Below are 13,678 nucleotides of genomic sequence, written 5' to 3' on the forward strand. Positions count from 1 at the left end.
ACAACAAGCAGATTGAGTTTGTACACGCTGCCATAAGCACGGACGCGGCACTGCACGTTACCGTGTCGCACCTGTACCTTGTCAACGAATGGCGTCCAGGATTTTGCGCAAGAGAACTTGCGGCCCATAAGCGGTGCTGGAAGGCGTCAGGCCCATTCTAACCAAGATCAGTCTGGCTGAAGGAACGATGGCAATGCTTTGTCCATCATGACCTTGCAGCCATACGACATCCTCCGGAAGACCAGCCTGCTGGTTGTTCTGCATACCGGGCGGCGAAAGCCAGTTCTGGGTGCCGCCATAAAGGCCGGCGGATGGTTTAGTTGGCGTTCGCATCGCCTGCATAAACTCTTCCGGAAGCAAGCGTTCGCCCTTCCAGACGCCGTCCTGAACCAGCAATTGTCCAAAGCGTGCCCAATCACGAGGTGTGGCATAAAGATAGGAGCCACCCACATAGGTTCCCTGCGCATCGGCTTCCAAGACAGCGCTGGTCATGCCAAGCGGGCCGAACAGTCTATCATAAGGGAAGGAAAGCGCCTGTTCCGTATCGCCTATCCTGTTCATCCATAGCCGAGACAAAAGAACCGCCGAACCGGTCGAATAAACGAAAGAGGAACCCGGCGGAGCGGCCAGCGGTTTGGAAAGCGGCAAGCGCACCATGTCGCGATCGAGATAAAGCATGCGCGTTGCATCCGTCACAACGCCGTAACTTTCATCGAAAGCCAGGCCGCTTTGCATCGCAAGCAAGTCCGAAAGCTTGATCTTGGCTCGGTCGTCGGCACGCCACTCCGAAAATAACGTATTGTCGGCAAAGGACATTTTTCCGTCCTTCATCATCATACCAACGACAGCAGCGTTCACCGTCTTTGTCATAGACCAACCGAGCAGCGGCGTCTTTGCGTCAAATCCCGGGCCATAGCTTTCGCCTATGATTTGGCCGTCACGCACGACGAGAAGGGCACGTATCCCCGGCCCTGCAAGCTCACTATCGCCAAGCAACGCTTGAACGCTTGGATTGGTTTGACCAGCACCCTCGCCGTCCGGCCATGGTGATGGATTAGCTCCCCCCGCCTGCACAGGAGCATAGGCAAGCGCCTTTTCCGCCCCTTCAAGATCTCCGTCCGGAACGGTCGCGCAACCATAGCGTCCCCGGTAAAGCGCATAAGAGGGAGCGAACAAGCCGAAAATTCCAGCTTTGACGGTCCTGCGTTCCTTATCCACGCTGACACGAATAAATCTCAGGATCGGATTACCGGGCGCCTGGACATCATCTCCAAAAACCTCGCTTGCATCACGACCCGCGATGAAGACATTGGAACAAACAATTTTGGCTGCATAGCCGTCACCTACCCTCAACAACTCGGGTGGGCTCACGGAAAGCCAGGCAACCGCGCCACCAACAATAACGACACAAGAAACAGAAGCGGCAATAACAATAGATTTTAAGAAGCTCAAAAGACGTCCTCCTTAAGCGCGCGAACAAGAGCAGGAAAAGACAACGCGGAAAAGAGCTTTGAAAGACAATCCACTGCTGCAGCATCCTTTACCGGCGCTCTTAAGCGCCCTGCGTCATCAAACTGTAGCAGCGTCGGGTTACACGCCCTCAATCCAAAAGAGGGTGACGACTCAAATGACAGAATTCGCTCCGGATGCCGGCTTCCGCAAGAATGGCAAAATCAAAGCGGCGCTTCTGCGTCATCGGGCTTTGTCGAAAGAGGGAATTTCCGAACGGCTGTTCGGTCTTCTGTTTTCCGGTCTCGTCTATCCGCAGATTTGGGAAGACCCCGACCTTGATATGCAGGCCATGGAGCTCACTTCGTCGCACCGCATCGTCACGATCGGATCGGGCGGCTGCAACATGCTTGCCTACCTCTCTCAATCGCCCGCGTCTATCGACGTCGTGGATCTCAACGCCCATCATATCGCGCTCAACCACCTCAAGCTCGCCGCTTTCAAGAATTTTCCCAATCATGAGGATCTGGTTCGCTTTTTCGCCAGCCCTCATGAGCCCGGGAACAGCGCGCTCTTCGATCGCTACCTGTCACCCGCACTCGACGGGAACACAAAGCAATACTGGCACGGCCGCAGATTCGGGCGCCGCCGGATCACTGTCTTCAACCGAAACATCTACGAAACCGGTCTACTGGGGCGCTTCATCGGCGCGGCACATCTTCTCGCCCGGCTGCACGGCGTCGATCTGACGCGCATGGCGAGCATGCGGACCGTTCAGGAGCAGCGTCAGTTTTTCGACGCAGAGATCGCGCCTTTGTTCGACCGCCCGATCGTGCGTTGGATCACCAGCCGCAAAAGCTCGCTTTTCGGTCTCGGCATACCGCCCCAGCAATATGACGAGCTTGCGGGAATGAGCGAAAGCGGCTCGATTGCTCCGGTGCTTCGCCAGCGACTGGAAAAACTGGCGTGCCACTTTCCGCTCAGTGAAAATTACTTTGCCTGGCAGGCTTTTACGCGCCGTTATGCGCCAAAAGGCAAAGGACCTCTACCAACCTACCTGAAGCCGGAGCATTACTCGACGATCCGCGGCAATGTCGATCACGTCACCGTCAATCATGCGAGTTTCACGGAATTCTTGGCTCGTCAGCCAGCGGCATCGCGAGATCGCTACGTCCTGCTAGATGCGCAGGACTGGATGACGAATGATCAGTTGAACGCATTGTGGACCGAAATCACACGCACCGCACGTACGGGCGCGCGGGTGATCTTCCGCACCGCGGCAGAGCAGAGCATCTTGGAGGGAAGACTTGCTCCGGCGCTCCGCAGTCAATGGTCGTATTTTGAAGAACGCTCCAAGCAACTCACGATATCGGATCGCTCGGCCATCTACGGCGGCTTCCACGTCTACGGCAAAGCGTCATGACCCAAATCAGCGCATCACCGCCAGAACATGGAGCACATGCCGCCCTCATGGACGGGATGTACCGTTATCAAAGGCACATCTACGATCTCACGAGGAAATATTATTTGTTTGGCCGCGATACGACCATACGCGGCCTCGGTATCGAGAATGGCGGCAGCCTGCTTGAGGTCGCCTGCGGCACAGGTCGTAATCTTGCTTTGGCTCACCGGCACTTTCCGCAGGCAGAGCTTCATGGCTTTGACATTTCCGAGGAGATGTTGATCTCAGCGCGCGCAACACTTGCACGCAAAGGCATCAACGCACAGCTTCATGCCCTTGATGCCACGCGCTTTTCGCCTGCAAATTTCAACAGGACCGGCTTTGAGCGAATCATGATCTCATATGCCCTCTCCATGATTCCCGATTGGGAGGCAGCACTTGATTCGGCAATTGATGCACTTTGTGCGGGCGGACAGCTGCACATCGTCGACTTCGGTCAGCAGGAAGGTCTACCGCCGGCGGTGAAAAAACTGCTTCAGGCCTGGTTGGCGAAATTCCACGTCCATCCGAGAAAAATGCTGCGCGCGAACCTGGAAAGGCGTGCCGAAATGAACAAAGCCCAGTTTGATTTTCAGTCTATTGGCGCAGGCTATGCCTGGCGTCTTGTCTACACTGCCCGCTAAGCTCTGCCGCAATGGCCGCCCTTTTCTAGCCGTCGCATGACATTTCGCTTGCAACTAACGGATTATTTACGTTGATATGATGAAAACGAGGGGAAATCCCTCTGCTTTAACCGTCATGCGCGAAGGTCAGCTGTGGGGCGAAAGGGTCATTCGGATAAAGACGGGAATACCATGCGGCGGCTGTTGTATTGCGTTCTGCCTATCGCGCTCGCGTTAAGCGGCTGTTCGGCTGGCTATGATTACCTGCAAACAGCGTCTATACCGCCCCAGCCTCGGTTCAAGGATACCAAGCCGCAAGACTTCGGTGCGAAGCATCCGGAACTTCATCCCATCCATGGCATCGATGTCTCGAAGTGGCAGGGCGATATTGACTGGCAGACGGTAAAAGCTTCCGGCGTCGATTTTGCCTTCATCAAGGCGACCGAAGGCAAAGACGTCGTCGATCCGAAATTCAACGAATACTGGCAACGCGCTCGTGCCGTCGGCATCGCACACGCGCCTTACCATTTCTATTACTTCTGCTCGACACCAGACGAGCAAGCGGACTGGTTCATTGCCAATGTGCCGAAGGCAGCCATGCGTTTGCCACCTGTTCTCGATGTCGAATGGAACGGCGAATCAAAGACATGTCGAACACGCCCCGACCCGGCAACCGTACGCGCCCAGATCCAGCGTTTCATGGATCGCCTTGAGGCTTATTACGGCAAGCGGCCCATCATCTATACGTCTGTCGACTTTCACCGAGACAATCTGGTCGGCTATTTCAAAAACTATCACTTCTGGGTGCGTTCGGTCGCCAAGCATCCCGACGTAACTTATGCAGACCGTCGCTGGGCCTTCTGGCAATACACTTCCACCGGCGTGATACCCGGTATCAAGGGGCCGACGGACATCAACGTCTTCGCCGGCACGCGCAAAAACTGGAATAGCTGGATGCTCGCTTATTCCAAAGACAAGGATTCTTGAGCTAGCGGATAAAACAGCCTTGCTTCCGTCGCTTTGATCTGTGAAAGCAGACCATTATTGTCGACCAGGGACGCCGCTTATGTACTTATCGCTTGCGCGCAGCACTGCACTTAGTCTCGTTATCTCCGCTTCCTTAATGAGCCCCTCCTTCGCGCAGAGCGCGCCAACGGATGCCCCGGCAGGAACAGCACCAGCCAATGCGCCGGCCGCACCCTGTGGAGGCGATCTTCCGGCCTTCCTTGCGAAGGTAAAATCCGATGCTGTGGCAGCGGGTCTTTCGGCCGAGGCTGCAGATAAGGCGCTCACAGGTGCTGAGATCGACCCAAAGGTTATCGCACGCGATCGCGCTCAAGGCGTTTTCCGTCAGACCTTCCTGGAATTTTCGCAGCGCACCGTGAGCCAAGCCCGTCTTGATATCGGCCGGCAGAAAATGAAGCAGTTCGCCGATGTCTTCTCGCGCGCCGAGCAGGAATACGGTGTACCGCCAGGCGTGATCACGGCTTTCTGGGCGATGGAAACCGACTTCGGCGCCGTGCAGGGCGATTTCAACACTCGCAATGCACTTGTTACGCTTTCTCATGATTGCCGTCGCCCGGAACTGTTTCGCCCGCAACTCATCTCTCTCATCGAGATGGTGCAACACGGCGATCTCGATCCTGCCACCAATACAGGTGCTTGGGCAGGTGAAATTGGCCAGGTTCAAATGCTCCCGCGCGATATCGTTGCCTACGGCGTCGACGGCGACGGAGACGGCCATGTCCGCCTGAAACAGAGTGGGCCCGACGCGATTATGACGGCGGCCAAATTTATTCAGCATCTCGGGTTCGAGCGGGGCCAGCCTTGGCTTCAGGAAGTCACAGTGCCTGAAAACCTGCCTTGGGAGAAATCCGGTCTTGGCGGCAGCATGACGGCTGGCGAATGGTTCAATCTTGGCGTCAAGCCGCGCGATGGAAACACCGGCTTCGGCCAGCTCAAGGCCGATCTTGTTTTGCCACAGGGACGTCTTGGACCTGCCTTCATCGCTTACCCCAATTTCAAAATTTATCTCGAGTGGAATAAGTCGTTTATCTACACGACCTCGGCGGCATATTTTGCAACGCGCCTCTCTGGCGCGCCCCCTTACCTTAAGGGAACCCCGGAGCAAGGCCTGACCATCGAACAGATGAAAGACCTACAGACGAAACTCGACAAGCTCGGACACAATGTCGGTGAGATCGACGGCATTTTGGGCTCCGGCACGCGAGTTGCCATTCAAGAGCAGCAAAAGCGTCTCGGAATGCCGGCCGATGGCTGGGCAACGCCTGCTCTCCTGGAAGCTTTGAGCAAATAGGGCAAGACAATCCGATAAAGCAAAGGCCGGTTCCATGGGAACCGGCCTTTTCCTATTGCCCAGACGATCAGCAAGCGACGCGATTCTTAAGGTCCTTGCACTTATGCCATTCAGGCTGCAGCGCCAGAACGCTCCTCACGCCTCTGCAAGCCAAGATTTTCAAGGACCTTTGAGACAAGCGGGGAGCGGTTCATCGTATAGAAGTGGAACTCGTCGATGCCGCGACGGATAAGATCCTCCACCTGCTCGGCCGCGACTTCCGCTGCGACCTTTGCCCGCTCTTCTGGCTTATCATCATATCCCGCGAAGCGCCGATCAAGGAACGACGGAATGACGGCCCCGCAAGCGCCGGCAAATCGCTTCAACTGGGTCAGGTTCTGGATCGGCATAATTCCAGGAACAATCGGAATTGTGACACCGACTGACCGGACCTTCTCGAGGTAACGCTCGAAATTGTCGTTGTCGAAAAAGAACTGCGTCAAAGCGCGATCGGCGCCGTTGTCGGCCTTGCGCTTCAACATGGCGATATCTGCGTCGACATCCGCGCTTTCGGGATGTTTTTCCGGATAGGCCGAAACAGAAATCTCGAAGTCTCCCAGGCTGCGCAGACCTGCCACAAGTTCCGAGGCATTCGCATAGCCGCCTGGGAACGGCGTGTAAGGAGCACCGACGCCGCCAGGTGCATCGCCACGCAAGGCAACGAAATGCTTCACGCCGATACTGCGAAAGCTCTCAACGACGCTATGCGTTTCAGCCTTCGTTGCTCCCACACATGTCAAATGCGACGCAGTCTTCAAAGGCGTATCCGCAATGAAACGGCCAACGGTTGCGAGCGTTGGAGCCTTCGTCGTGCCACCGGCACCATAGGTGACGGAAACAAAGTCAGGATCCCATTCCTGGAGCTTGTCAACCGCAGTCCATAGTTGCGCATCCATATCTTCCGATTTGGGCGGAAAGAATTCGAAGGAGATACCGATTTTGTGACGACCGGACCGGTTAGAAGCCATGTTACACCCTCCCCGCGAGTAAAGTCTGCGGCGCGTCCTCGGATGCCGCTGCTATAAGAAGTCTGGGATCTCTCGCCAGCCATATCGTAACTGTCAGTCCTGGCTCACCCGTGTGGCTCGGATGAAGATCCAGCACCTTTTCCACATCGAGCCCGGCGCGCATCAATGTCTCGCTCAGGAACTGATGCGAAAAACCAAGGCGGACATGGGCATGATCTTCGCGCAGATAATCAAGCGCATGCGGCGCAAGATCGATGATCATCAACCGCCCGCCTGGCCTTAGCATCCGAGCAGCCTCGCGAACCGCAAACTCAGGCTCGTCGAAGAAATGCAGTACCTGGTGAATGGTGACCAGATCAAAATCCTGCCCGTCGAAAGGCAAATTCAAGATGTCGCCATGTCTGACAGAAGCTTTGCTGATCCCGGCGCGATCAAGATTGGCACGCGCCACAGCAAGCATATCTCGGCTAGCATCGACACCGATCGCGCGGCGGTAAAGTGCGGATAACAATTCCAGGATCCGGCCAGTTCCCGTCCCCAGATCAAGCAAGGCATCTATCGACCGGCCACCCAATAGATCGACGATTGCGGCATCGACATTATCGTCGGCAGCGTGCAGCCGCCGCAGTTCGTCCCATTCAGCCGCGTTGCGACTGAAATATGCTTGGGCGCGCTCCGCGCGTTGGCGCTTGACCGCAGCAAGTCGCTCTCCGTCCCGAATCATAATGGAATCGGTCTTAGAGACATGCCGAAGCAGGTCGCGAATGAGAGCCGGAGCCTCGCCTTCCTGACGAAGTCGGAAAAAGGCCCAAGCACCTTCTTGATAGCGATCAATAAGGCCTGCCTCTCCCAGTAATTTGAGATGGCGCGAGATACGCGGCTGCGACTGCCCCAAAATATCCGTGAGATCGGTTACTGTTAGATCGCTGGCCGCAAGAAGCGCAATAAGACGAAGACGCGTAGGCTCACCGCCTGCCTTCATAACGTCCACCGCCGACTGCAACCCTAGCCTCACAATGCCTCGCATCACTTTCCAATCAAGATATAAAGATATCTTTATGTGATGGCAGCAGCCGTGGCAAGGGAGAAATAAGTCTCGGGGCGAAATTTGCGGGTCTTTTTACGACGGCTTTTAAGGCGAAGCGAATTTCGCAAGGTGCAGAAAATAAAAGCCGCGTGCTTTCGAGAAAGAGCACGCGGCGCATTATACGGTTGGGCAATTCGATCCAGGCACGTCCACAATCAGCCTGAAAGCCAAATGACTTTCAGCCTAATTCAAAACCTGCCGGGCGTCAGCGTGTTAGCCGCTTATATGTAACGCGCTTCGGATTGACCGAGTCCGCGCCGAGACGACGGATCTTATCGGCTTCGTAATCGGCAAAGTTGCCCTCGAACCACTCAACATGGCTGTCGCCTTCGAAAGCGAGGATATGTGTTGCAAGCCGGTCCAGGAACATGCGGTCGTGGCTGATGATAACCGCACAACCCGCAAAGTTTTCCAGCGCATCCTCCAAAGCCGAAAGTGTTTCAGTATCGAGGTCGTTGGTCGGTTCGTCGAGCAGGATAACATTTCCGCCTGCCTTCAGCATCTTGGCAAGGTGGACACGGTTTCGCTGGCCGCCTGAAAGCGTACCGACCTTCTGCTGCTGATCACCGCCTTTGAAATTAAAGGCGCCGCAGTAAGCGCGAGAATTGACCTCGTGCTTGCCAAGCTTGATGATGTCGTTACCACCAGAGATTTCCTCCCAAACGGTCTTGTTGCCGTTAAGGGAGTCGCGGCTTTGATCGACATAGCCGAGTTCGACCGTCTCGCCGATACGAACATCGCCGCTATCGGGCTTTTCCTGACCAGTAATCATGCGAAACAGCGTTGTTTTACCGGCACCGTTAGGGCCAATCACACCCACAATCCCACCTGGGGGCAGTTTGAACGTGAGGTTTTGGAACAGTAATCGGTCGCCATAGGACTTCGAGATATTATCTGCTTCGATGACCACCTGCCCAAGACGCTCGCCGACGGGAATAACAATCTGCGCATCGCCAGGGCGACGATCCTCAGCGGCCTGCACCAATTCGTCATAGGCTCGAATACGAGCTTTCGATTTTGCCTGACGGGCCTTCGGACTGGATGCGATCCACTCCTGCTCTCTGGAAAGAGCCTTCTGCCGGCTGGCCTCTTCACGGCCTTCCTGGGCCATGCGCTTCGCCTTGGCCTGGAGATAAGCGGAATAGTTGCCTTCGTAAGGAATGCCGCGTCCCCGATCCAGCTCAAGAATCCAGCCGGTCACGTTGTCGAGGAAGTAGCGATCGTGGGTAACCATCATGACGGCGCCGGGATACTCGCGCAGGTGCTTTTCAAGCCATGCAATAGTCTCAGCATCGAGGTGGTTGGTCGGCTCATCGAGCAGCAGAAGGTCAGGCTGCGACAAAAGCAACCGGCAGAGGGCAACACGACGTTTTTCACCGCCCGAAAGATTGGTTACGTCAGCATCGCCTGGTGGGCAGCGCAACGCATCCATCGCCATCTCAACCTGTGACTCGAGATCCCAAAGATTTTGGCTGTCGATGATATCCTGAAGCTTTGCGCCCTCCTCCGCGGTTTCGTCGGAGTAGTTCATCATCAACTCGTTATAGCGATCAAGGATGGCCTTCTTCGAGGCAACACCTTCCATGACGTTTTCAAGAACAGTCTTGGATTCGTCGAGTTGTGGTTCCTGCGCCAGATAGCCAAGCGTTGCGCCCTCTGCAAGCCAGGCCTCGCCGGTGTATTCCTTATCCAGGCCCGCCATGATCTTGAGGACCGTCGACTTACCCGCGCCGTTCGGACCCAAAATACCGATCTTGGCATCCGGATAGAAGGAAAGGTGGATGTTCTCCAATACCTTCTTATTGCCATAGGCCTTGTTGAGCCCGGCCATATGATAAATGAATTGACGTGCCATGGATACGATCTCCGAGGGAGGAATTCAGCTTTTGCCGCTATGTAGGCGAATTCTCCGCCCGGGGCAACGCCGCCCGGCCCAAGCAGCCATCATTCCTCGCTCACGCCCTCGCGGGCGATGGGCAAGAACGAAAGAACCGTATCACTAAAAGTTTCAGAAACCTGCTGGATCGACAATGCCTTGATCGCAACCGAAACTGGTTCGCCCGGCACCTTGAATGAGATCGCGCAGGCTCTCCTGCCCGCTCGTTGCCGCGGCGGAAAGGCCGATCGTCAGTTCGCTGATCAGACGGCGATCGCCCACCTTTCTGCAGCTCATTTTGACGCGATTGCTGGCGCCCTCACCAAAGCTCTTGTCGAAGGCGGTCTTGATTTGATCGGCAGTCAATGTCTTGCCGATGTTGGCTGCGAAAAGAGCCTGAACCTCGGATTTGTTCAGCTCTCCGATCAGTCGAGCCGAGGTGGTGAAATACTGATCAGCACTTATTCCCGTGCAGCTTCCATGCTTTGTCCATTCATGCCGCTCAAGGCCGGACTGAGTTCCAGGCATCACCTTTGAGAGCGACGCTTTTGTCTCGTCGGAAAGCTGAACACTGGGCAAGGCAGACCAGTCCCCTTTTTTATCGGCAGCCTGATCCGCCGATGTAACGCCGCAATATTGCTGACGCATGGGCCACAAACCATGCAGTGAAAAGTTTACGGTATCAGGCCGATCGGAGGTCTGGCTTCGGCACTCGGCCTTCTTCTGATTGCCTTGGCAGAAAGCGGGCTGCCAACTGGCTGCAAGGATAAAGCTTGTTTTCCCATGTCTCTCTTGTGCGGAGGACTCACCTGCGCCGGAAACGCCGGCAAGAGCCAAAATCAAGGCGCTAAAAACAAACTTCTTCATTCCTCAGACCCCACAGAACAATCCATGAACAAATTAAGCATAGCTTGCCATCTGCAGCAAGTGTTATTGCTTGGCATAGAGGGTGCGGGCTGAATGGTTTCAATCCCATAGAAGAAAAAATGTTAAGGCTGCTGGGTTGAATGCGGCCAGAGGGAGGATAAACATGTTTGACCAAACGCACTGGCTGCAGCGTCCTGAAGGGCGAACCGCTTTCCATTATCTTCCCGCAACAGGCACGGCTCGAGGCATTCTTCTGATTGCTCACGGCTTGGCCGAGCACTCGAAACGATATGCTGCTTTTGCAGATTATATGTCGTCGCGCGGCTATCATGTCTATGCATTTGATCATCGAGGCCATGGCGAAACAAAAGCCCCTGATGCGCCTTTGGGGCAATTTGCCCGCAAGGATGGATTCAAAGTCGTTATTGACGATGTCGCGGCGATGCGAACGCATGCGGCAGAAGCCAATCCATATCTTCCAATCGTTCTTTTCGGACAGTCCATGGGCGGCCTTATCACAATGAACTGCGCCGTCAGCCATCCAGGCCACTATGACGCCATCGCCATCTTCAACTCAAATCTGCGCCTTGGTATTGCAGGAACTGGTGCAAAGGCTCTTCTTTGGATGGAGCGAGCCTTGAAGGGTTCTGACGTTCCAAGCGCACTCCTTCCAAAATTAACCTTTTCGGCATGGGGGCGATCTATCAAAGGACACCGCACTGATTTTGATTGGCTATCGCGCGACGAGTCAGAAGTAGACCGTTATATCTCGGACCCACTTTGCGGCTTCGATGCGTCTGTCTCCATGTGGCTCGATATCGTGGAAATGAGTTCTCGTCCTTTGCGCCAGCAAAGCCTTGCAGCCTTGGCAAAAGATAAGCCGATCTATCTCGTTGGTGGAGGCGCCGATCCAGCCACCGACCATGCCAAGGCAATTACCTCGCTTGCAGATTATCTGCGCGGACGTGGCTTCTCAAAGGTGACCACGCGCATCTATGAAGACATGCGCCATGAAACGTTGAAAGAATTTGGACGCGAAGGCGCAATGGCTGAGTTCGCAGACTGGTGCGACACGAGCTTGAAGTCTTGAAAAGCCCGACGCATACCGCTTCGAACTGCTTTAATCGACCAGACCCATCGTTTTTCCAATAGCGACAGACATATCCATGACACGCTCCGCAAACGCTGCTGGCTCCAGCCAAGTAGGCACCGGCATCATTCTGATGTTGCTTTCGGTGATCCTATCGCCCCTCATCGACATATTTTCAAAACTTGCCGTGGAGACCGTCTCAGCCGGACAAATTACCGCTGGCCGTTTTGTAGTCCAGGCCGCCTGTATGCTGCCTTTCGTGGTGGCCAGGCGTAGACATTTGACCCTGTTTACTCGGCAGACATTCTATCATGCTATCCGCGGCGGGCTGATCGCCATTTCGATGATAAGTTTCGTCACCACGTTAAAGTACATGGCGGTTGCAGATGCCATCGCAATCTTCTTCGTCGAACCGATCTTTTTGACGATCCTCAGCAGTATCTTCCTGAAAGAAACGATTGGGTGGCGCCGCTATACCGCGTGTGCGATCGGCTTTGGTGGGGCGCTCCTCATTATACAGCCAAGTTTCCAGGAGGTCGGAGCGGTCGCCATTCTGCCGGTGATAACTGCGCTCGTCATTGCCATTTATGCGATGATGACGCGTGCGCTGTCCAAGCGCGAAGACCCCTGGATCATGCAGTTTCAGACCGCAATCTGGGGCTTGGCCATTGTTGTCGTCATGCTGTTCATGGCGCGCGACAGCGGAAACGACATTTTGACTACGATCATGCCAGAGGGCAAATCGCTGCTTTATATGGCCGGTGTTGGGGCCATGGCAGCATTGGCCGGTATTCTTGGCGTCTATGCGTACCGGGCCGCACCGGCAGCAACGCTCGCACCCCTGCAGTATTTTGAAATTGTGTCTGCGACAGCTGTCGCGTGGTGGGTATTTGGGGACTTTCCTGACGCTCTGAAATGGGCTGGAATTGCTATTATCATGGCATCAGGATTTTACATCATCTGGCGCGAACGCCGTTTGAACTCCAGGCCCGTTTCAGATGTACCTCAAGCCTCTGCCGCACCATAGCGCCATTGCTGCTCGTCAGTTTTAATAAGACCGGCCGCGCCTTTTGCCGCATTAGAAATGCATTCAACAGAACGCGACTCACGAACATGGAGCTTCAGCCGGTCTCTCTATCTCGTTTCAGCGGAGCGCCGCTTGTTAGTCGAGCGCAGCCGTTACGATGAATTCAACCTTGTATTTGGGAGCTGCGAGCTTCGCTTCGCTAGTCGCCCGTGCCGGCGTATTGGCCGGATCGACCCAGGCTTCCCACGCTGCGTTCATCTCAGCGAAGTAAGCGATGTCAGAGAGATAGATGATGGTCTGCAGAATCTTCGACTTGCTGGAGCCGACTTCAGCAAGAAGTCGGTCGACCTCTGCAAGGGCAGATTTGCACTGATCCGTAACGCTTTCGCCTTCGCCAACCTGACCTGCAAGATAAACAGTGTTGCCATGGACGACGGCACCGCTCATGCGCGGGCCTACATCGATACGCTTGATGGACATTGTACTCTCCTTTTTACAACAAAAGACGCAGCCATCGAGCTGCGTCGTGATGATTTCTAATCGAGTGGTTAGCCGCGAATATGCCGTGTCTTCTCATAGACAGCTGTCGAGCGTGCGCCTGAACGGCAATAACCGAGCATGGGACGAGGAAACTCATCAAGAGCATCCACCATACCTTTCACTGCTTCTTCCGTAACGCCCATCCGACCAACCGGCACATGCGCAGTTTCGATACCAAGCTCTTTGGCTCTGGTGGCAATGTCGGCAAAGGACGTTTGATCCGGGCTTTCATCATCCGGGCGATGGCACACGATCGATTTGAAGCCTAAAGCTTTGATCTCGTCGAGATCGTCAACACTGATCTGGCCAGAGACCGAATATTCATCGTCAATTTGCCTGATATCCATCGTCGCT

General features: G+C 55.1%; 13 protein-coding genes. 6 read left to right on the plus strand and 7 right to left on the minus strand.

The genetic code is table 11. The features are described from left to right. Positions 1-81: 81 nt before the first annotated feature. A complete protein-coding gene (locus VQ830_RS05200) occupies positions 82-1,452 on the minus strand; it encodes a serine hydrolase domain-containing protein (protein WP_337267002.1) in 1,371 nt (456 codons plus the stop codon). Positions 1,453-1,627: 175 nt separating this feature from the next. Between VQ830_RS05200 and VQ830_RS05205 the strand changes: the two genes are divergently transcribed. The 4 genes from VQ830_RS05205 to VQ830_RS05220 all read left to right on the plus strand — a co-directional run bounded on the left by VQ830_RS05205 (position 1,628) and on the right by VQ830_RS05220 (position 5,830). Further along, positions 1,628-2,872 carry a BtaA family protein gene (locus VQ830_RS05205; RefSeq protein ID WP_337267003.1) on the plus strand — a complete coding sequence of 415 codons (1,245 nt, stop codon included), beginning with the start codon at positions 1,628-1,630 and terminating at the stop codon, positions 2,870-2,872. Continuing rightward, positions 2,869-3,534, plus strand: a complete 666-nt coding sequence (locus tag VQ830_RS05210; protein WP_337267004.1) for a class I SAM-dependent methyltransferase — start codon at positions 2,869-2,871, stop codon at positions 3,532-3,534. Before VQ830_RS05205 ends, VQ830_RS05210 begins: the two co-directional genes overlap by 4 nt. A 171-nt stretch (positions 3,535-3,705) precedes the next feature. Next, the gene (locus VQ830_RS05215; RefSeq protein ID WP_337267005.1) at positions 3,706-4,500 is read left to right on the plus strand and encodes a glycoside hydrolase family 25 protein; all 795 of its coding nucleotides are present in this window, start codon (positions 3,706-3,708) and stop codon (positions 4,498-4,500) included. A 79-nt stretch (positions 4,501-4,579) separates the two neighbouring features. Beyond that, positions 4,580-5,830: a lytic murein transglycosylase gene (locus VQ830_RS05220; protein ID WP_337267006.1), complete on the plus strand. Its 1,251-nt coding sequence runs from the start codon at positions 4,580-4,582 to the stop codon at positions 5,828-5,830. A gap of 110 nt (positions 5,831-5,940) precedes the next feature. On the opposite strand, the gene metF is transcribed toward VQ830_RS05220, so the two are convergent. From metF to VQ830_RS05240, 4 genes are all read right to left on the minus strand, one after another. Then, positions 5,941-6,837 carry a methylenetetrahydrofolate reductase [NAD(P)H] gene (gene metF / locus VQ830_RS05225; protein ID WP_337267007.1) on the minus strand — a complete coding sequence of 299 codons (897 nt, stop codon included), beginning with the start codon at positions 6,835-6,837 and terminating at the stop codon, positions 5,941-5,943. Position 6,838: 1 nt separating this feature from the next. After that, positions 6,839-7,864 (minus strand): ArsR/SmtB family transcription factor, encoded by a 1,026-nt coding sequence (locus tag VQ830_RS05230; protein WP_337267008.1) that lies wholly within the window; start codon positions 7,862-7,864, stop codon positions 6,839-6,841. Positions 7,865-8,129: 265 nt separating this feature from the next. After that, complete coding sequence (gene ettA, locus VQ830_RS05235; protein WP_337267009.1) at positions 8,130-9,779, minus strand: energy-dependent translational throttle protein EttA; 1,650 nt, start codon at positions 9,777-9,779, stop codon at positions 8,130-8,132. Positions 9,780-9,932: 153 nt separating this feature from the next. Next, positions 9,933-10,667 (minus strand): ribonuclease T2 family protein, encoded by a 735-nt coding sequence (locus VQ830_RS05240; protein WP_337267010.1) that lies wholly within the window; start codon positions 10,665-10,667, stop codon positions 9,933-9,935. A gap of 163 nt (positions 10,668-10,830) precedes the next feature. Between VQ830_RS05240 and VQ830_RS05245 the strand changes: the two genes are divergently transcribed. Together VQ830_RS05245 and VQ830_RS05250 are read left to right on the plus strand one after the other, a co-directional pair. Next, the gene (locus VQ830_RS05245; protein WP_337267011.1) at positions 10,831-11,757 is read left to right on the plus strand and encodes an alpha/beta fold hydrolase; all 927 of its coding nucleotides are present in this window, start codon (positions 10,831-10,833) and stop codon (positions 11,755-11,757) included. Positions 11,758-11,827: 70 nt separating this feature from the next. Next, positions 11,828-12,784, plus strand: coding sequence for a DMT family transporter (locus VQ830_RS05250; protein ID WP_438617323.1), 957 nt, complete (start codon positions 11,828-11,830; stop codon positions 12,782-12,784). Positions 12,785-12,919: 135 nt separating this feature from the next. On the opposite strand, the gene VQ830_RS05255 is transcribed toward VQ830_RS05250, so the two are convergent. Together VQ830_RS05255 and VQ830_RS05260 are read right to left on the minus strand one after the other, a co-directional pair. Then, positions 12,920-13,264: a RidA family protein gene (locus VQ830_RS05255; RefSeq protein ID WP_337267013.1), complete on the minus strand. Its 345-nt coding sequence runs from the start codon at positions 13,262-13,264 to the stop codon at positions 12,920-12,922. Positions 13,265-13,332: 68 nt separating this feature from the next. Beyond that, complete coding sequence (locus tag VQ830_RS05260) at positions 13,333-13,671, minus strand: protein tyrosine phosphatase family protein (RefSeq protein WP_337267014.1); 339 nt, start codon at positions 13,669-13,671, stop codon at positions 13,333-13,335. Positions 13,672-13,678: the final 7 nt, after the last annotated feature.

Source organism: Oryzifoliimicrobium ureilyticum, assembly GCF_037199735.1.
Classification (GTDB): Bacteria; Pseudomonadota; Alphaproteobacteria; order Rhizobiales; family Rhizobiaceae; genus Rhizobium; species Rhizobium ureilyticus.